At 34.6% G+C, this 18455-nt stretch carries 20 protein-coding genes; 2 read left to right on the forward strand and 18 right to left on the reverse strand.

Translation table 11 applies throughout. The features are described from left to right. Window positions 1-33: 33 nt before the first annotated feature. From EKH84_RS14585 to EKH84_RS14630, 10 genes are all read right to left on the reverse strand, one after another. Window positions 34-1788, reverse strand: a complete 1755-nt coding sequence (locus EKH84_RS14585) for an NADH-dependent [FeFe] hydrogenase, group A6 (RefSeq protein ID WP_127066857.1) — start codon at window positions 1786-1788, stop codon at window positions 34-36. Between the two features lie 18 nt (window positions 1789-1806). Then, entirely contained in the window at window positions 1807-3594 is a 1788-nt protein-coding gene (locus tag EKH84_RS14590) for an NADH-quinone oxidoreductase subunit NuoF (protein WP_127066858.1), read from the reverse strand. A 17-nt stretch (window positions 3595-3611) separates the two neighbouring features. Then, complete coding sequence (locus tag EKH84_RS14595) at window positions 3612-4010, reverse strand: (2Fe-2S) ferredoxin domain-containing protein (protein ID WP_013657396.1); 399 nt, start codon at window positions 4008-4010, stop codon at window positions 3612-3614. 11 nt (window positions 4011-4021) lie between these two features. Then, the gene (locus tag EKH84_RS14600) at window positions 4022-4519 is read right to left on the reverse strand and encodes an NADH-quinone oxidoreductase subunit NuoE family protein (protein ID WP_013657397.1); all 498 of its coding nucleotides are present in this window, start codon (window positions 4517-4519) and stop codon (window positions 4022-4024) included. Window positions 4520-4712: 193 nt separating this feature from the next. Continuing rightward, window positions 4713-5420 carry a PHP domain-containing protein gene (locus tag EKH84_RS14605; RefSeq protein ID WP_127066859.1) on the reverse strand — a complete coding sequence of 236 codons (708 nt, stop codon included), beginning with the start codon at window positions 5418-5420 and terminating at the stop codon, window positions 4713-4715. A gap of 11 nt (window positions 5421-5431) precedes the next feature. Further along, the gene (locus EKH84_RS14610; RefSeq protein ID WP_041712989.1) at window positions 5432-5761 is read right to left on the reverse strand and encodes a DRTGG domain-containing protein; all 330 of its coding nucleotides are present in this window, start codon (window positions 5759-5761) and stop codon (window positions 5432-5434) included. Then, complete coding sequence (locus EKH84_RS14615; RefSeq protein WP_190283339.1) at window positions 5758-7083, reverse strand: [Fe-Fe] hydrogenase large subunit C-terminal domain-containing protein; 1326 nt, start codon at window positions 7081-7083, stop codon at window positions 5758-5760. The genes EKH84_RS14610 and EKH84_RS14615 overlap by 4 nt, the downstream gene beginning before the upstream one ends. A gap of 29 nt (window positions 7084-7112) precedes the next feature. Then, window positions 7113-7526 carry an ATP-binding protein gene (locus EKH84_RS14620; protein WP_127066861.1) on the reverse strand — a complete coding sequence of 138 codons (414 nt, stop codon included), beginning with the start codon at window positions 7524-7526 and terminating at the stop codon, window positions 7113-7115. A 1-nt stretch (window position 7527) separates the two neighbouring features. Beyond that, window positions 7528-7878: a hypothetical protein gene (locus EKH84_RS14625; protein ID WP_013657401.1), complete on the reverse strand. Its 351-nt coding sequence runs from the start codon at window positions 7876-7878 to the stop codon at window positions 7528-7530. Between the two features lie 14 nt (window positions 7879-7892). Next, window positions 7893-9011, reverse strand: a complete 1119-nt coding sequence (locus EKH84_RS14630; RefSeq protein ID WP_127066862.1) for an AlbA family DNA-binding domain-containing protein — start codon at window positions 9009-9011, stop codon at window positions 7893-7895. A gap of 222 nt (window positions 9012-9233) precedes the next feature. Here EKH84_RS14630 and EKH84_RS14635 point away from each other — a divergent pair, with 222 nt between their 5' ends. Then, entirely contained in the window at window positions 9234-9860 is a 627-nt protein-coding gene (locus EKH84_RS14635; protein WP_127066863.1) for a DUF4397 domain-containing protein, read from the forward strand. Window positions 9861-9999: 139 nt separating this feature from the next. Here the strand turns inward: EKH84_RS14635 and EKH84_RS14640 are convergent, their stop codons facing one another. Then, window positions 10000-10782, reverse strand: coding sequence for a flavin reductase family protein (locus EKH84_RS14640; RefSeq protein ID WP_127066864.1), 783 nt, complete (start codon window positions 10780-10782; stop codon window positions 10000-10002). Window positions 10783-11148: 366 nt separating this feature from the next. Here EKH84_RS14640 and EKH84_RS14645 point away from each other — a divergent pair, with 366 nt between their 5' ends. Continuing rightward, complete coding sequence (locus EKH84_RS14645; protein WP_127066865.1) at window positions 11149-11880, forward strand: PEP-utilizing enzyme; 732 nt, start codon at window positions 11149-11151, stop codon at window positions 11878-11880. Between the two features lie 241 nt (window positions 11881-12121). Here the strand turns inward: EKH84_RS14645 and EKH84_RS14650 are convergent, their stop codons facing one another. From EKH84_RS14650 to rbfA, 7 genes are all read right to left on the reverse strand, one after another. Beyond that, complete coding sequence (locus tag EKH84_RS14650) at window positions 12122-12433, reverse strand: hypothetical protein (protein WP_013657406.1); 312 nt, start codon at window positions 12431-12433, stop codon at window positions 12122-12124. 85 nt (window positions 12434-12518) lie between these two features. Continuing rightward, window positions 12519-13190 (reverse strand): CPBP family intramembrane glutamic endopeptidase, encoded by a 672-nt coding sequence (locus EKH84_RS14655; RefSeq protein ID WP_190283340.1) that lies wholly within the window; start codon window positions 13188-13190, stop codon window positions 12519-12521. Window positions 13191-13256: 66 nt separating this feature from the next. After that, window positions 13257-15374, reverse strand: a complete 2118-nt coding sequence (locus tag EKH84_RS14660; protein WP_127066867.1) for a polyribonucleotide nucleotidyltransferase — start codon at window positions 15372-15374, stop codon at window positions 13257-13259. Window positions 15375-15576: 202 nt separating this feature from the next. Beyond that, the gene (rpsO, locus tag EKH84_RS14665) at window positions 15577-15840 is read right to left on the reverse strand and encodes a 30S ribosomal protein S15 (RefSeq protein ID WP_013657409.1); all 264 of its coding nucleotides are present in this window, start codon (window positions 15838-15840) and stop codon (window positions 15577-15579) included. 103 nt (window positions 15841-15943) lie between these two features. Then, complete coding sequence (locus EKH84_RS14670; protein WP_013657410.1) at window positions 15944-16921, reverse strand: bifunctional riboflavin kinase/FAD synthetase; 978 nt, start codon at window positions 16919-16921, stop codon at window positions 15944-15946. A gap of 97 nt (window positions 16922-17018) precedes the next feature. Continuing rightward, window positions 17019-18029 carry a tRNA pseudouridine(55) synthase TruB gene (gene truB / locus EKH84_RS14675; protein ID WP_127066868.1) on the reverse strand — a complete coding sequence of 337 codons (1011 nt, stop codon included), beginning with the start codon at window positions 18027-18029 and terminating at the stop codon, window positions 17019-17021. Window positions 18030-18093: 64 nt separating this feature from the next. Next, on the reverse strand, window positions 18094-18450 hold the full coding sequence (gene rbfA / locus EKH84_RS14680) for a 30S ribosome-binding factor RbfA (RefSeq protein ID WP_127066869.1): 357 nt from the start codon (window positions 18448-18450) through the stop codon (window positions 18094-18096). Between the last annotated feature and the right edge of the window lie 5 nt (window positions 18451-18455).

Below are 18455 nucleotides of genomic sequence, written 5' to 3' on the forward strand. Positions count from 1 at the left end.
AGCGCCAATCTTCTGTTAATCTGTTTTTATTACTTATATTTTTTCTTTAGGCTCATAATAGGTGTGAAGTAATTCATGTGCCTTATGACTCATTGGTTTTCCAAAATAATTGGCATACATTTCTTTGATATAAGGATTTTCATGTGATTTACGAATCGCTTTATTTCTATCTTCTTCATAAATGGCTGATTGACGTTGTTTTAAAATCTCACTATTTCCATGATGATAAGGTTGCCCTCCACCACCAATACAACCGCCAGGACATGCCATAATTTCAATGGCATGATAATTGTTTGGATTGCCACCTCTAATTTCTTCTAAAAGTAATCTTGCATTACCAAGACCATGGGCAATACCAATATTTAAATCCAAGTCGCCTACTTTCACAGTAGCACTTCTAATGCCTTCAAAACCTCTTAATTCTTCAAAATCAACTTTACCTAGGGTTTCTCCAGTAATAACTTCATAAGCTGTACGTACAGCTGCTTCGATTACCCCACCTGTTGTTCCAAAAATAACACTTGCTCCTGTAGATTCTCCTAGTGGATGATCAAAATCTTCCTCAGGAAGATTGTTAAAGTCAATATTTGCTTTTTTAATTAAATGCGCAAGTTCTCTAGTAGAAATAGAAATATCTACTTCTCTATTAAATTCTGGCCTTGAAGCTTCATACTTTTTAGCCAAACATGGCATAACGGATACAACTACCATGTTTTTAGGATCAATATTCATCTTTTGTGCAAAATAGGATTTTGCAATCGCACCAAACATTTGTTGAGGAGATTTTGCACTTGAAGGAATATCTAAAAGATCTGGGAATTGGCTTTCAAAAAAGTTTACCCATGCAGGACAGCAACTTGTTAAAATTGGTAATTTTACAGTTGGGTCTCCATTTTGAAATCTTGTAAGACGATCTACAAGTTCTGCACCTTCCTCCATAATGGTTGCGTCAGCAGCAAAATCTGTATCAAACACATAATTAAAACCTAATTTTCTAAGTGCGGCTACCATTTTACCTGTTACTAATGTACCAGGTGCCATACCAAATTCTTCACCTAAAGCTGCTCTTACAGCTGGAGCTGTCTGTACAACAACTACTTTTCCTGGATCTGCTAATTGTCTTACAACATTCCAGATATGTTCTTTTTCAGAAAGCGCACCTGTTGGACAAACAGCTACGCATTGCCCACAATGCGTACATACAGAATCTGCTAAATCTACTTCAAAAGCTGTTGCAACAACAGCATCAAACCCTCTATTAATACCTGATAGAGCCCCTACAGATTGTACTTTATTACACATGGTTTCACAGCGTCTACACATAATACATTTGTCCATATCTCTAACAATGGCTTCACTAACGTCTTTTCTGTAGGTAGATTGTGCGCCATCTTTCCCAACAGTTAATTCACGGATACCAAAAGTAATCGCTAAATCTTGAAGTTCACAGTTTCCTGACTTTTCACATATCAAGCAATCTTTAGGATGGTCTGATAATAAAAGTTCAAGTACCATTCTTCTCGCATTAAGTACTTTAATAGAACGTGTATTAACTACCATTCCATCCGTTACTGGCGTTGCACACGCAGGTGCTAAGTTTCTACGACCTTCTACTTCCACTACACAAATTCTACAAGAAGCTGCTTGATTTACCATTTTTGTATCATGCAAATCTAAATGACAAAGTGTTGGAATTTGTACACCAATTTTTTTAGCTGCCTCTAAAATAGTTGTACCTGGAGAAACCATCACCTGTGTGTCATCTATTGTAATTTTCATTTCTGACATGTTTTCTCTCTCCTTTCCCTATTCTCTTACGATTGCTGCAAATTTACATTTATCCATACAAGCGCCACATTTAATACATTTTTCCTGATCAATCGTATGTAATGCTTTTACTGTTCCTGAAATGGCCCCTACTGGACAAACTCTAGCGCAAGCTGTACATCCTTTACATTGCTCTGTAATATGATATTGTAGTAATGCAGTACATTGTCCTGCTGGACATTTATGGTCATAAATATGCGCTAAGTACTCATCTTCAAAGGTTGTAAGTGTAGAAAGAATAGGGTTTGGTGCAGTTTGACCTAATCCGCAAAGTGCAGTATCTTTAATCACTTCGCTTAATTCCTTCAATACTTTTAAATCTTCTTCGCTTCCTTTACCAGCTGTAATTTTCTCTAATATTTCTAAAAGGCGTTTAGTTCCTATACGGCATGGTGTACATTTACCACAAGACTCTTCTGCTGTAAATTCAAGATAGAATTTAGCCACAGCAGGCATACAGTCATCCTCGTCCAGAACAATCATACCACCAGAACCCATCATAGAGCCTTTTGCAATTAAGTTATCAAAATCGATTGGGGTATCAAGGTCTTTTACTGTTAAGCAACCGCCAGAAGGACCACCTGTTTGAACAGCTTTAAATTGCTTGCCGTTTTTAATACCACCACCAATATCATAAATGACTTCTCTTAAAGTAATACCCATAGGTACTTCAATTAAACCAACATTATTGATTTTACCAGCTAAAGCAAATACTTTTGTACCTTTAGATTTTTCTGTACCAATCTTACTAAACCATTCTGCTCCTTTTAAAATGATAACTGGAATATTAGCAAAGGTTTCAACGTTATTAACATTAGTAGGTTTACCCCAGTAACCACTTGCTGCTGGAAATGGAGGTTTAGTAGTAGGTTCTCCACGCATACCTTCCATAGAGTGAATAAGTGCTGTTTCTTCACCACATACGAAAGCACCTGCACCAAAACGAATGTCAATATCAAAACAGAAGTCACTACCCATAATGTTATCGCCTAATAAACCATATTCCCTTGCTGAATGAATAGCTGACTCTAAGCGTTTAATAGCTAATGGGTATTCTGCACGAATATACACAAGGCCTTTAGTTGCACCGATTGCATAACCACAAATAGCCATAGCTTCTACAATAGAATTGGGATCTCCTTCTAAAATAGAACGGTCCATAAATGCGCCTGGGTCTCCTTCATCGGCATTACAAACAACATATTTTTGATCTGCTTTATTCTTATAAGCAAACTCCCATTTGAGTCCCGTTGGGAAACCACCGCCCCCACGGCCACGAAGTCCTGAAGCTTTTACTTCATTAATAACTTCTTCTTGTGTCATGGTTAAAACTTTAGCTAAAGCGGCATAACCATCTCTTGCTATGTATTCTTCAATATTATCAGGATCTATAAATCCACAGTTACGCAGTGCAACACGCATTTGTTTCTTATAGAAATCCATATGTTTAGAGTCAGAAACATGTTCTTCTGTTGTAGGATCTTCATAAAGTAAACGTGGTACTTTTCTTCCTTTAACAATGTGCTCTTTAACAATTTCCTCTGCATCTTCTGGTTTTACTTGTACATAAAAGGTGTTGTCTGGAAGTATTTTCACTATTGGACCTTTTTCACAAAATCCAAAACATCCTGTTTTTAACACCTGTACTTCTTCACTCATTCCTACTTCTTCAATATGAGCAATAAGTTGATCCACGATTTCATTTGATTGTGAGGACAGACATCCTGTTCCACCACACACTAAAATATGCATTGTATACTTAGACATTCTAGGGCCTCCTTCCTTTATTCGTCTAGTGATTTATGAGCAACAGGTATGATGCCCTCTATCATTTCCCCACCAATAATATGTTTTTCTAATATTTCTGCTGCACGTGCTTTGTTAACATCACCATAAACAACAGGTTCCTTTCCTGGAATAGTGATTTCTACTGTAGGCTCTGCATAACAATAGCCCATACAACCACTTTGTGTAAGAACAATATTATTAAGCCCACGTGCGCGTACTTCTTCTGAAAAATAATTCATAATATCTCTTGCACCTGCTGCTATTCCGCAGGTTGCCATTGCAACACGGATAACAATCATCTGATCTACGTGATCGCCCTTTTCTCTTAAATCTATTTTATTTTTAACACTATCTCTTAAAGCTTGTAATTCGTCTAAAGACATTATTTTTGGCATAGCTTTCCTCCTTACGCTTCATCATATTCACTTAGGATTTTCTTCACTTCTTCTGCTGAGCCAATACGGCCATATACTTTTTCCCCAATAAGCACAACGGGTGCAAGACCACATGCGCCTACACATCTGAGTGCATCTAATGAGAATCTGCCATCAGCTGTTGTTTGTCCTACTTCAATACCCAATTCTTTTTTGAAAGCATCCAATACTTTATCTGCACCACGTACGTAACAAGCAGTTCCGAGGCAAACAGATATAGGGTATTTTCCTTTTGGTGTCATGGTGAAAAAGGAATAAAAACTTACTACGCCATAGACTTGTGAAACAGGAATATTGAGCTTTTCACCTACAAACATTTGAACTTCTTTAGGTAAATAGCCAAATAAACCTTGTGCCTTATGTAATACTGCAATAAGTGCCCCCTTTTTTTCAGGTAGCTCATTAATGAACTGTTCTAACTCAGCATATAAACTCTGGGTTAGCTTATTATTGCAACTTTCACATGCCATAATATATCCTCCTTATTCCATAGGTTCTATCATTTTTGTTAAAAAAATAACAAAAATGATACAAAATAGGTAATTACTTTATGAAAATACCACAAAGTATAATTAAAGTCAATCAACAAATTCTGAACTTTCAGTAATGTTGTATACTTTCAATGAATTTTATGTCAGTTTTTGTATGTAATTATCATTTTATTTAGTTATTATTATTTAATTGGTGGATCAGATGAATCAATTCATGGTTTGAATTTGGTAAAACTCTTCCGTTTTCAGTAATATCTGATAAATAATGCGCATCAGACGATTGAATAATTGTGCATTTATTATACATATTTTCATATTCTTTAAAGGATGCTTTTCGTGAAATCTCCAGTATATTAAAATTTAATTCTTCTGGTACAGCTCCTAAGTTAGATAAAATGCTATAGCTATTTCGGTCAATATGCGCTGGATAAATAACACCATTTTTTCGTCTCACTTCTTTTACTATATCTGATACGGTTATTTGAGTAGCCGTTAAAAGTAACTGTTCTAATTCTCCTATAATATCATCTTCTTCATTTAATATAAGCTGTGGACCAAATAAATCTTTTCGGTTATTAATTTTAGGAAGTCCTTCATTAATCCACCGCCCTATATCCTCTGCTTCTTTTAAATTAGCAAACAAAGCAATTAAATGGAACTCTTCCATGCATTCGATTTCAATGCCCGGTATAACCAATAACCCTTTTTCTCTTCCAACCTTCATAACAGCCTCACAGTTCGCAGTTGTTTGGTGATCTGTAATCGCAATAGCTTGTAAACCTTTAAGTATACTCATATTCACGATATTATTGGGTGTCATGGTTATATCAGCACACGGAGAAACGGCAGTATGAATATGAAAATCATATATCAGTGACATACTGACCTCCTTTACAATAGCTTTGCAATTTGATTGGCTAATGTAAAGCTATTACTTTCTGAGGTAAATACAGGTATTTTTTCTTGGTTTGCTCTTAACTTTACAGCTTCATCAATCTCTACACCCTCTGCCAAAATAATAGCTGATATACCTACCATAACAGCTACTGCTAGCGTATTCATATGTCCTTGTACAGTAATCCATACATCATCTTCTTTCGCATGTGCAATAACAAAACTTAATAAATCCCCTGTATAGCCATCTTTTACTTCACGTGATAAGCCGCTTTCTCCTGCTACTAATTTTAAATTTAAAGCTGCTTTGAGTTCTCCTACTGTCATTTGATCTCCTCCTTTTTTCTTTTTCCTTTTTCTGTTGGAACATTTATTTGTGTTAATGCATGCATTTGATTAGATAAATCTTTAATCTTTTCTCTTAGCATAAAGACACATTCTTCAATCTTTGCTTTTTGTTTAATAACATCTTCTGCAAAACATCTACAAGTAGGTGCCCCACAAGCTCCACAATCTATTTGTGGCAAACGGCTATAGAGTTCTTCTATCCCTTCCATCTTTGCAATTGCTTTCTCCATATCACTGTCTAGTGTAAAAACCGGCCTTGGTGTAATACTTTTTTCAAAATAACAAGCTTCTTCTTTCAATGCTTTCCAAACATCTGAGTGTTTTACAATTTGCTCCGTACTTTCCTCATCGATCCATTTTTTAAGTGTATTACAACTTACAAATGCATTTTCAACGGTTAAAACACCACCTAAACATCCACCTGTACATCCAAGAGCTTCAATATAGCTTACATTCGTTAAAGTGCCATCTTCTACCTTTTCTAAAATCTCAATCACATTTTCCATACCATCTACAGAAACATGACTTTTTATACGATGTTGATCTAGGCTTCCTGTTCTCATGGCCCACATGAGGCCAATATAACTACTTTTGCGATGTAGATTTTTGCCTTCAAAATGTTTTAAATTAGGCTTAATTTTTTTATATAGTGCTTGCATAGATAAAACACCATCTACATAAGACCTAGAAAATCCTTTTGGACGATGAATTTCAGTTGCTTTAGCTGGACAAGGTGAAATAAAAAACACACCTACTTGCTCCTCTTCAATACCTCTTTCTGCATATTGTTTCTTCACATAACGCGCTGCTAACTCCATAGGTGACATAAGCGGTAACAAATGGGGTAATAACGATGGAAAGCGTCTTTGAATCAATCTTACAATAGCCGGACAAGATGATGAAATGACTGGTAAGTGTGTTGCCTTTTCTAGATAATCATATGTTCTTTGTGTAATCATTTCTGCTGCAAAAGCTACTTCAAAACAATCTGTGAAACCTATGCGATAAAGTGCTTCTAATATCTCATTAATATCTTTTGCTGCTGGAAACTGAGCATATAAAGAAGGTGCGGGGAGAGCTACTCGATAAGTATACTTATCAAGCAGCTCCCATTCATCCATGACTGCTTTTTTAGCACCATTTCTACAAATTCTTATACAATTACCACAGTCAATACAACGCTCTTCTATGATTTCAGCTTTTGAGCCCCTCACCCTAATAGCCTCCGTTGGACAGCGCTTAATGCAATCTGTACAACCAATGCATTTCTCTTTTTCTATTGTTACTGAATGGGTATACATAAGCGCTTTTCCTCCTTTCTCATTCATTATTACTTTAAAAAGACTTTAATGGTTACAGTTGTTCCTACTCCTACTTTAGATTCGATATGCAAGTCATCACTGTATTTCTTCATATTCGGAAGCCCCATCCCTGCACCAAATCCTAATTCTCTTATTTGATGCGACGCAGTTGAATAGCCTGCTTGCATGGCCTTATCAATATCCGGTATACCTGGGCCTACATCTTTCAAACTAACAGCAACATAATCAGCACAAACCTCTGCCTCTATATCACCTCCATTAGCATGAATCACCATATTCATTTCTGCTTCATACATAGCAATTGCAATTTTTCTAATAATAGCTGCATCCATTCCCAGTTGTTTTAAGGTTCGTTTGAGTGACGCTGAAGCCTCTCCTGCTCTTAAAAAATCTTCCCCATCTACCTGGTAATGTAATTTCATACTATGCGTCTCCTTTACCCGTTAAACCAGCTTCATATAATTTACCACAAGCCATATAAAGTGGTTCTTCTGTTGAAAAAATAGTCATCCCCTTTTCCTCGGCTAATGCAATCATATCTTCGCTAGGTGATTTACCTCTTACAAAAACAATTGCTTTAATATCTAGCATTTCAGCTGTACGAATCACTTGTAAATTAACAAGTCCGGTTAATAATAAAACCTTTTCTTTTGCAAAAGCTAAAACATCACTCATCAGATCACAACCACAAGCTGTATAAACTTCACTGGAAAGTTGTTCTTCTCCAATCCACAATTTTGCATTTAATATGCGTTTTACTTCTTCTAATTGCATAATAGTTCCCCCTTTTAATAAACTGCTGTTCCTGGTAAAGTTACTTCAAAAACACCTTCTAAACGTTTGGATTCGATTTTAATCCCTCCAGCCGCTTTAAAAAGCTCCTTGGTTTTCTCAAGTCCTATGCCAAGATGAAAGTTATCTTGTCTTTGACTCATAATAAGTAGCCTTGAATAAAGCCAAGGATTAACACGCCAACGTTGCTGTCTTCCTTCATAAACTTCATGACTCATTGGGTTTGTTACTCTAACATAGTCTTTATTAATAACAACCTGAATATATTGTGCATTATTCCAATAATTTCTATGTATAATCGCATTTGTAAGTACTTCTACTAAACCAGATATCGGATAAGCTTCAGGTAAAAGCTTACTTACCTGTTCTCGAAATGTTTTTAGCATCTCTAAAATGTTACCATCTATTCCTATTATTTGACTATTACAACTCACTTCTACAATGGCTTGTGGTATAAAATCTTGTGGATGCTTTCCAAATAACAATAGGCCACCATAGGTAGGATAATAAGCTTCCCTTTCATAATCCGTTGCAATAATACCTAATGAACTAAGTAATAAAAGCTGCTCAGGATTATTATCCGAAGGGTTACCCCATTTCATACATAAAGCTTTTTCATCTAAATCCTTTAAACTACTTCCTCTACAAGGTACATTTTCAAAACTTAACATGCCATATTGTTGCAGCATATTAGCCACTTCATGCCTTCCAGCTTTATCTGTTGTAGACCCCCTCCTTATATAAAAAGCACCTGTTTGAAGCATTTGATGAGGTACTTGCATACTTTTAAAAATGGTAACAACCCCCAGCACCTTACCTTCAACTTCTATCGTATCAAATCGTACAGGAACAGGTGGTGTTGCCCTATTAGCAATTACTTGTTGAATACGTTCTTCAATATGCTCAGGAATAGCTTCTAATCCTATTATTTGTCTTGTGGAATCTTCTACCCCAAATACAATATAGCCTCTACCACCTGGTGTATTTGCTATAGCAATTACATCTTTTACAAACTCTTTTTTTTCTGAATCTAATTCTAAACTTAATTTCAATTTAAAATCTAATTTAAATCCCTCATCATTTTTTAAAAGCTGCATCAGTTTCTGTTTGTTCATCTATAACCTCCCTGAAGATTCCATGTAATGATATCTCTATTTTATAATATATTTGTTAATATGAACATCATTTTCTAATTATTTCTAAAATAATTAGTTATTTTCTCTAATTCACATGATTTTTCTATCACAAATTAACGTATACACCTTCTACTAGGTAAATAACATGATTTTTAACGCTTTACATATACTATAATAGAATATGAATAATGAGGCACTGTTATGAAAAAGAAAATGGACACCTCTGAGGCTTTTTTACGTTGTTTTCATGCCTTTCCAAGTCCAATGAGTCTGGATGTTTATTTAGACGATGTACTTTATATAAAAGACTTGCTTTATGAAGACTTTAGTTATTATGAACCTCTTACAAGAGGAGAACACCAGATCTACATTACTGTACATGAGCAAACTGATATTTTATGCACACGTTCTATTTGGATAAGTAATGAAAAAATTTATACCCTTATTATTACCACTGATTTTAAAACATCAGGTCCTGGTCTTTATTTGATTAACGATGCTAAGCGTCCCATTCCTGAAGGACATTGTTTATTACGTCTAGGTACTTTTTGTGATTTATCAGACTTAGTCAATGTTCAATTTTCTGAACAAACTCCGACTTTTAAAAAGATTTCTCCCCATCAAAGCTCCCATTATCTTTCTTTTACTCCTAGTACCTATAGCATAACTGCTTTGTCTCATAATCAAACTCATTCTTTCTGTGAATTAAAAAATTGCTCTTTAAAAGTTGCTCGCATTTATACACTTTATCTAATTGGAAATGCTTCAGAAACTTATCCTATACACTTTTTATTATCTATTGATGGCAGTTCTTTTTTATCTTTTTAATAAGGAAATTAAGTACATCTCAAACAAAGAAATAGGAGTGAATAAATTTCGTATTTATTCACTCCTATTTCTTTGTTTTTATTATTCTGCCTCTGTTCATAAACGAATAGAGAACGCCTTATCATCAACTTCTACTATCCTAGTTTTTCTTTTTCTGACGAGTAACAGTCTTTTTTGAGAAAGTATTCTTTAAGGTTTCAACTTTTTTCGTATTACTCTCCGCCTTATACTTTTTCTTAGCTTTTTGCTGGCTTTTATTTCTGTTTTTATGATTATCAGTTGATTCATCCTTTATTTTATTAGCTTGGAAACTTTTAGATCCTTTTTGTATTTTAATATCCTTCTTTTTCGTCTTACAAATAGAATAACCAAAGCTTCCTAATTCTTCACCTAAGCTTAAATAGCTTCCATGAGAATAAGCAATTAAATCTGTTGCATTTAAATGAAATTTTCCCTTTTCATCTAAATATTTTTCATCAATATGAACATTCATCACATCTGCAATGAACATATGATGCGAACCCAATTCTCTGATTTCTTTTGTTTTACAAACAATGCTTACAGGACTTTCCCCTATCATGGGGCAACCTGTGTCCTCATCTCTTATTACCGTCAGGTCCATAGCTTGAAATTTATCTATGTCTCTTCCACTTTTTACACCACAAAAATCTGTAGCTCGCACAAGGCTTTTAGTGGTAAGGTTAATGACAAAATACCCACTTGTTTTAATAAGATCATAGGAAAAGCGAGACGGCCTTAAAGAAATATAGGTCATAGGAGGATTAGTACAAATGGTACCTGTCCAACCTACAGTTACAATATTAGCTCTTTCACTATCCCCGCAGCTTACCATGGCAGCTGGAATCGGATAAACCATATTTCCCGCTTTCCACTTGGTTTTTTGAATTTTATTCTTCTTCATCTATTGGTAGTCAATCCTTTCAAGTTCATTAGTCAATATTTCTTACTATAACAGTAATGGATAACGTTTTCAAGTCTATTAGATAATAGTAATGGATAAAAGTAATAAGTATTAGTAGTAAATCGCTAGTTAATTATGTAATAAAAGCTAAAGTCACCTTACAACAATTACAGAGAAGATAATCACTGGTTTGATTTTTTCTTAACTAAACATAGTATTGTTTATTTTATATCATTGTGCTACTATCTAATAAATATAACAACGGAAGGATGATGCAGATGAGTGCTTCAATGATTATTCTTATACAACCAACTACACAGAGGGGGCTAGCTAGACGGTAACCCTCTTATTAACCAGGAGGATTGAATGAATACTGTACGAAAACTTTTACAAACTAATAGCCAAGAAATCAAAGAAAAATTAGACCAAGCTTATACAAGCATAGCATTTTTTCAAAATAATAGAGCGTTAGAAGATGCTAAAGCTAAAATGACTCAACATATAATTGAGGTAACTATTCTATTAGATCAGTTCAAACCCTATATTCCAGAGTATAAGCAACGATATTTTGATATCGTAATGAACCATAAACAACTAGGTTTATCTACAAGAGATTTAATTATGTCTTTTGATCGAATGGTTTTCGAATTACACACAAGACTTGAAAAAAATCTTTCTAATCATCAAGAGTTGCAAGCTTGGAGTCCTCTAATGAGAGAAATCCTAGATGGCAGAAGACAGATTACAGGAAATAGTATTAAACACGAATCTGATGCTAGCCAATTTGTCACATCTGGTCTTAGTGTTGTAAGCGGATGTGTTAAAGCACACGTTGCTATTATAGAAGATATGGAAGACTTAAAAAACATTTACTCAGGATGTATTATTGCCTCAAGAATGACCACACCAGATTTTATGATCGCTATTCATAAGATATCTGGCATCATTACCGAGCAAGGTGGTAGGCTCTGTCATGCAGCTATTTTGGCAAGGGAATATAACATTCCATGCATTGTTGGCTGTGGTACCTTTATCAATCAATTAACGGAAAATGAAGTCCTTATTTTAGATGCAGACAATGGAATAGTACTTAGATGATAAAAAGGAGTTCTCTTAAGGGGAAGATACCATCTTGTCAGAAAATAACCTAGAAGCTGATAAGATTTATGAAACTCTGTGATTCATTTTGTAATGAAAAAAGTGAATTACGTTAAAATATCATTTATAATGAGATACTCAAAATTAAACCATCACTTCAAGTGATGGTTTAATTTTGTCCCTTCCAAAGCGTAATGCTCAGAATATCTGATTGTCTTTCCTTTATAACTAGATACTAGATCTATAACAACTGATTGATACACTCTAATATCTCAAATTCTAATACACTATTAAACTCTTCTTCTTTCAATTGTTGAAGCTTATTTTGCACCTCAAATAGACCTATAAATAATTGCCATTGTTCCTGACCTTTTTGATATTGTTCTATCACTTGCTTCTTTTCTAGTTTAGCTTGTGAAAGGCTAATGGCTTTTGCTGCATATTGCTGATATAGGCCTCGTGAAGAAATATAGTAACACTGCTCATGCATAGCTAACCCATTAGGCATGGGTGCATTTTCTTTTGCTAACCGGTCTAATTCCTTAATATCCATTTTCACCTTCCCCCTCTTTTAGAAAAATAATACTTGTTTCTCCTTGTTTATTATAACCAATCTTCAACTGAATAACATTTATCTCCTATAAAATACGACCCACAAAACTACCCACATACCAACCAATGAAATTAATAACCATATGCATGATAAAAGTAGACAAGAAATTTTCTTCCTTTTCTGTTACTATTCCGAACACTAGTCCCATAAAAGTACTATATATCTTTTGTAAACCTAATTGATGTAAGCTTCCAAACAAAATAGCTTGAATAACAATAGCAAAAGTTGCTCCAAATCCTTCTTTTAAGTAAGCTTGCATTTTCCCTCTAAATAAATACTCTTCTAAAAAGGGTGCCATGATGACTAAAACAATAAATCTTAAAATAATCTCATTCTTACTAAAAAGTTCACTAATTGCTTCATATTCTGGAAAAAAGGGAATGAGTACTTGTGTTACAATAATACACATGAGCCAAGCTCCTAATCCCATTATAACATAACGTAGGATTAATTTAATATGAATCTCTTGTTTCTCTTGCTTAATAACCGGCTGATTTGCCGTAAAAATAACAAGCCCTATGAAACAAAGGATCTGACTTGCTAAACTAATAGCATATCTATGCTCTGTTATAACCATCTGATAATTTGCTGGATTTCCAGTAAATAGTTCTACTCCTATGCTTACCATTGTAGAAGCAAGCATAAACCATCCGACTAATAAAATGGCCTTAAATAAAGCTGATACTTGAGACTTCATAGTTTCCTCCATTTATTGATAATAATCTCTAAAAAATAAAAGGGAGGTTTCCCTCCCTTTTATTTTTTATTCTTTTTCCTTTTCTGGCTTTGGAAGAAGTACCTTGTGAGATAAATTAATACGACCCTGTTTATCGATTTCGATTACCTTTACTTTAATAGAATCACCAACAGCTACTACATCTTCTACTTTTGCTACACGTTCATGAGCTAATTGAGAAATATGAACAAGTCCTTCTTTACCTGGCACTAATTCTACAAAAGCACCAAAATTCATGAGACGCATAACCTTACCATCAAATTCTTGCCCTTCTTCGATTGGCTTAGCAATACCTTCGATCATTTGAATTGCTTTTTGTGCTTTATCAGCATCTGAACCACAAATAAAGACACGTCCATCGTCTTCAATATCAATCTTAACGCCTGTTTCTTCAATAATACGATTAATCATTTTACCTTTTGGTCCAATTACTTCACTAATCTTTTCTGGATCAATAGTGATTTGTGTAATAACTGGTGCATAAGGAGATAAATGATCTCTTACTGCTGGAATTGCTTTTAACATGATTTCATCTAAAATATAAAATCTTGCTTTTTTTGTATTTTCTAAGGCACCTTTAATAATTTCAGGTGTAAGACCTTTGATCTTCATATCCATTTGAATAGCTGTAATCCCTTTGTGTGTACCACCTACTTTAAAGTCCATGTCTCCAAAGAAATCTTCTAATCCTTGAATGTCTGTAAGAAGTACGAAATCATCAGCTGTTTCTCCTGTTACAAGTCCTACTGAAATACCAGCAACTGGTGCTTTAATAGGTACACCTGCAGCCATTAATGATAAAGTTGAACCGCAGATACTTGCTTGTGAAGTTGATCCATTTGAGCTAAGTACTTCTGATACAGTACGAATAGCATATGGGAATTCTTGTTCAGTTGGTAATACAGGCACTAATGCACGTTCTGCTAAAGCACCATGTCCAATTTCACGACGTCCTGGAGCACGTGGTGCTCTTGCTTCTCCTACTGAATAAGGTGGGAAGTTATAGTGATGCATGTAACGTTTAGAAATTTCTAATTCATCTAATCCATCTAAAGTCTGCATTTCAGATAAAGTTGCTAAAGTTGTTACAGTAAGCACTTGTGTTTGGCCTCTAGTGAATAAACCTGTACCATGAACACGTGGCACTAAATCTACCTCTGCTGCAAGTGGTCTGATTTCATCTAATGCACGACCATCTGGACGCTTTGACTCTTTTAAAATCATACGTCTAACTGTTTTCTTTTCAAATTGGTAGAAAGCTTCTTCTAGATAAACTAAATCCTCTTCTTTACCAGCTTCAGTTAAAGCTGCAATAACCTTCTCTTTTAATGCCTTCAGTTGTACTTCTCTTACTTGTTTATCATCAGTGAAAACTGCTTCTTCCATTTGTTTATCGCCAATATGAGAAACTATTTCATTATAAATCTCAGCTGGTACACCAAATTTAATATAATCCTCATTTTTAGCTTTTCCACAGTCTTCCTTAATCGCTTCAATAAACTGAACTACCTGTTGATTAAACTCATGGCCCTTCATAATGGCATCAAACATTATATCTTCAGGTACTTCATTGGCACCTGCTTCAATCATCATGACTTTATCTTTAGTTGAAGAAACCGTAAGAGCTAAGTCTGATTTTTGGCGTTCTTCTTGATTTGGGTTAAATACAAGATTACCATCTACCAATCCCACTTGTACAGAACCTACTGGACCTGCAAAAGGAATATCAGATATATCTACTACTAAAGATGCTGCAATCATAGCTGTTACTTCTGGACTACAGTCTTGATCTACAGATAGTACAGTTGTTGTAATCACAACATCATTACGATAATCTTTAGGAAATAATGGACGCATTGGTCTATCAATAACTCTTGATGTTAAAATAGCTTTTTCTGAAGGTCTAGACTCACGTTTAATATAACCACCTGGTAATCTACCTACAGAATAGAATTTTTCTTCATAGTTAACACTTAAAGGGAAGAAATCAATGCCCTCTTTAGGTGCATCTGCTGCAACAACTGTTGCTAAAATCATCGTGTCACCATATCTTACTGTTGCTGAACCATTCGCAAGGCCTGCTACTTTTCCAATTTCTACTGAAAGTTCTCTTCCAGCTAATTGGGTTGAATATTTTTTTACCATTTGTATTGCTCCTCTCCAAATATGATTTCATTTGTTACATTTTAAAACTCATCAAATTAAGAAGAGAAAGCAATGTTGCGCAATCTTATAAGCCGTCTCTCATGAAACAGATTATAACATTGCACAAAATACATCATTCCTCTTCTTAACCATTTTATTCCTTAAATGTTAAAAAAGGGCGGAATAATCCGCCCACTTTTTATTATTTTCTAATTCCAAGATCAGCGATGATTGAACGGTATCTTTCGATATCTGTTTTAATAAGGTAGTCAAGAAGACCTCTTCTTTTACCAACCATCATCAATAATCCACGACGAGAGTGGTGATCTTTTTGATGAGTTCTTAAGTGATCTGTTAAGTGATTGATTCTCTCTGTTAATAAAGCAATTTGTACTTCTGGAGAACCAGTATCATTTGTACCTCTAGCATATTTTGCCATAATTTCTTGTTTACGTTCTTTAGTCATTTGATTGACCTCCTAATAAATTTAATTTATGCCGTTTACCAAGAATGGGTCGGAGCGTCCCAACTCTGAGTAAAGGTATATAACCTCGAATAGTATAGCATATCTACTTGTCATTTGCAAATAAGTTTATTGGATTTGCGAAAAATTCTTGGACATGCCATTTATCTTGCTGAATTTGTGCTTTTAAAGCGTTGATATCTTTAAACTTTTGTTCGGGACGAACATAGTGATAAAAATAAACTTCTACAGCTTCACCATAAATATCTGCATCATAATTAAAAATATGTGTTTCTATCATTTTTCTTTGACCCGATACAGTCGGGTTAACCCCTATATTAGTCATGCCCCTATAAGTCTTACTATATACCCTTACAACAGTAGCATAAACACCATTAGGTGGATACACACGATCTGGGTCAGCAATGAGATTAATCGTAGGAAATCCTATTGTACGTCCTAGTTGTTTTCCTTGCACCACATTGCCTACTATCATATATGGATGTCCTAACATCTCATTGGCCTTTTCTATATTCCCTTCTAAAATAAGTTTTCTTATAGAAGAACTTGATATCATACTGCCACCTATCTTTACTGCATCTACAATGCATACCTCTATATTATATTTTTCTCCTAATTGCCTTAAATACTTAGGATTACCTGTTTTCCCTTTGCCAAAATAATAATTACTACCTACTACAAGTATCTTTGCTTTCAGTCTTTTCATTAATATATCTACAAAGAAGGTCTCTGGAGAAATAGCCGCAAAAGTTCTCGTGAAAGGATACTCTATTAGTTCGTCTATTCCCATTTCACCAATTACCTGTTTTTTATCTCGCCTAGACATTATAAGTGCTTTTCGATTATCTCCAATCACCCATGTTGGGTGTGGGTAAAACGAAAACACGACTGTTCTTAGTCCATTTGCTTTAGCTCGGTCCTTCGCAACCTGAAATAATCTTTGATGCCCTTTATGTACACCATCGAAATTCCCTAAAACTACTACACAGTCCTCCTGTCTCATAATATCAGCAGTTCCATAAATATACTGCATCCCTACACCTCTTATCATGATTTGATTCATTTACTCCCTATAACTATACCATGATTTTTACGTTCATCAAAGGGGTAAGTTGAACAAAACACCCCCTGCATGTTGTACATGTATGAGGGTGCTTCATTTATGCATTATAAAACATTCTTTCTACTTTAAAACACGATTTATCCAAATCCCATTTATAAAGAGCTACAAATCGATTAGAAGTATCTGCTACACGTATTAAAGTAGTCATAAAACTATCATTAAAATTCTCTATATCTCTTTTTCTTAGAGCATTACCGTTAAATAAAAGTTTCTCACTCATTTTAGTAATATGAGCTACAGGATACATTGCAAACAACTCTTCAATGCCTACTATATAATGTTCTAGACTATCTTTATATGCTTCAAGTTGTTCTAAAGTAATACTGTCTTCTAATTTAAATTGGCCTACTTGTATTCTAAGTAATGTACCCATATGCGCACCACAGCCTAATTGACGTCCAATATCGGTACACAAAGTGCGTATATAAGTACCTTTTGAGCAGCTCACTCTTATCTTGAAGCGTTTCTCATCTATCCACTCAATAATATCGCATCCATAGATTGTTACTTCTCTACTCGGTCTTTCAACAACTATTCCTTTTCTAGCAAGCTCATAAAGTCGTACACCATTTACTTTAATCGCAGAATACATAGGTGGTGTCTGTATATAGCTACCTATAAACGAATTCACTACTTCCGTAATCATTTCCTTAGTAGCTGTCACTTCTTTGTGTTCTAACACTTCTCCAGAGGCATCTTCTGTGGTTGTTGTCGTTCCCAAAACAACTTCTGCTTCATAACATTTATTGGCATCAGAAAGATAAGGAACAACTTTGGTAGCCATACCTATACACAATGGTAACACGCCTTCTGCATCTGGATCTAATGTTCCTGTATGACCAATCTTTCTTTCTCTTAAAATACCTCTAGCTTTAGCTACTACATCATGAGAAGTAAAACCTTTTTTCTTATAAATATTAATTATTCCATTTAGCATTCTTATTCCTACTTTCTCACTTTCTATCATGTAAAGCCTTTCGTATTCAGCTGTAATATGCCCATGAAGAAGGCCACATAAAGTGGCCATTTCTACACTAATAACTATCATTACCTTATCTCAATCATTAGAATACTTACTCTTTTAGTAACTATAGTTTCTTAACTTTATTTTATTATTTGTTGTTATCTTTCATAACATTTGCAATCATCTTTGACATTTGCATGCCACGTTCGATAGATTCATCTAGTCTAAATAAAAGTTCAGGAGTATTTCTTAAATTAATACGTCTAGCAATTTCTTTACGTATATAACCTTGTGCTTTTGTTAAAGCAGCTAATGCTGCCTCTTTTTTATTATCTTGGAGTACACTAATGAAAACTTTTGCAGTCTTTAAATCATTTGTTGTTTCTACTGCAATAACACTAATCATTGCATCTTGAACTCCTGGATCTTTAATATCGCTACGAACTATTTCTGCAATTTCTCTACGCATTTCTTCATTTATTCTAGTTAATCTTTGACTAGCCATTTTAT

Source organism: Cellulosilyticum sp. WCF-2, from assembly GCF_003990395.1.
Classification (GTDB): Bacteria; Bacillota; Clostridia; order Lachnospirales; family Cellulosilyticaceae; genus Cellulosilyticum; species Cellulosilyticum lentocellum.

What these genes read in the sequence shown, in the direction of transcription:
- EKH84_RS14595 (WP_013657396.1), bottom strand. Translation starts at nt 4,010, where the DNA reads ATGCCAAAAATAATGTCTTTAGACGAATTACAAGCTTTAAGAGATAGT.
- EKH84_RS14600 (WP_013657397.1), bottom strand. Translation starts at nt 4,519, where the DNA reads ATGGCATGTGAAAGTTGCAATAATAAGCTAACCCAGAGTTTATATGCT.
- EKH84_RS14670 (WP_013657410.1), bottom strand. Translation starts at nt 16,921, where the DNA reads ATGAATCAAATCATGATAAGAGGTGTAGGGATGCAGTATATTTATGGA.
- EKH84_RS14660 (WP_127066867.1), bottom strand. Translation starts at nt 15,374, where the DNA reads ATGGTAAAAAAATATTCAACCCAATTAGCTGGAAGAGAACTTTCAGTA.
- EKH84_RS14615 (WP_190283339.1), bottom strand. Translation starts at nt 7,083, where the DNA reads ATGTATACCCATTCAGTAACAATAGAAAAAGAGAAATGCATTGGTTGT.
- EKH84_RS14635 (WP_127066863.1), top strand. Translation starts at nt 9,234, where the DNA reads ATGAAAAAGAAAATGGACACCTCTGAGGCTTTTTTACGTTGTTTTCAT.
- truB (WP_127066868.1), bottom strand. Translation starts at nt 18,029, where the DNA reads ATGATAGTTATTAGTGTAGAAATGGCCACTTTATGTGGCCTTCTTCAT.
- EKH84_RS14585 (WP_127066857.1), bottom strand. Translation starts at nt 1,788, where the DNA reads ATGTCAGAAATGAAAATTACAATAGATGACACACAGGTGATGGTTTCT.
- EKH84_RS14590 (WP_127066858.1), bottom strand. Translation starts at nt 3,594, where the DNA reads ATGTCTAAGTATACAATGCATATTTTAGTGTGTGGTGGAACAGGATGT.
- EKH84_RS14655 (WP_190283340.1), bottom strand. Translation starts at nt 13,190, where the DNA reads ATGAAGTCTCAAGTATCAGCTTTATTTAAGGCCATTTTATTAGTCGGA.
- rbfA (WP_127066869.1), bottom strand. Translation starts at nt 18,450, where the DNA reads ATGGCTAGTCAAAGATTAACTAGAATAAATGAAGAAATGCGTAGAGAA.
- EKH84_RS14645 (WP_127066865.1), top strand. Translation starts at nt 11,149, where the DNA reads ATGAATACTGTACGAAAACTTTTACAAACTAATAGCCAAGAAATCAAA.
- EKH84_RS14650 (WP_013657406.1), bottom strand. Translation starts at nt 12,433, where the DNA reads ATGGATATTAAGGAATTAGACCGGTTAGCAAAAGAAAATGCACCCATG.
- rpsO (WP_013657409.1), bottom strand. Translation starts at nt 15,840, where the DNA reads ATGACTAAAGAACGTAAACAAGAAATTATGGCAAAATATGCTAGAGGT.
- EKH84_RS14625 (WP_013657401.1), bottom strand. Translation starts at nt 7,878, where the DNA reads ATGCAATTAGAAGAAGTAAAACGCATATTAAATGCAAAATTGTGGATT.
- EKH84_RS14620 (WP_127066861.1), bottom strand. Translation starts at nt 7,526, where the DNA reads ATGAAATTACATTACCAGGTAGATGGGGAAGATTTTTTAAGAGCAGGA.
- EKH84_RS14630 (WP_127066862.1), bottom strand. Translation starts at nt 9,011, where the DNA reads ATGAACAAACAGAAACTGATGCAGCTTTTAAAAAATGATGAGGGATTT.
- EKH84_RS14640 (WP_127066864.1), bottom strand. Translation starts at nt 10,782, where the DNA reads ATGAAGAAGAATAAAATTCAAAAAACCAAGTGGAAAGCGGGAAATATG.
- EKH84_RS14605 (WP_127066859.1), bottom strand. Translation starts at nt 5,420, where the DNA reads ATGTCACTGATATATGATTTTCATATTCATACTGCCGTTTCTCCGTGT.
- EKH84_RS14610 (WP_041712989.1), bottom strand. Translation starts at nt 5,761, where the DNA reads ATGACAGTAGGAGAACTCAAAGCAGCTTTAAATTTAAAATTAGTAGCA.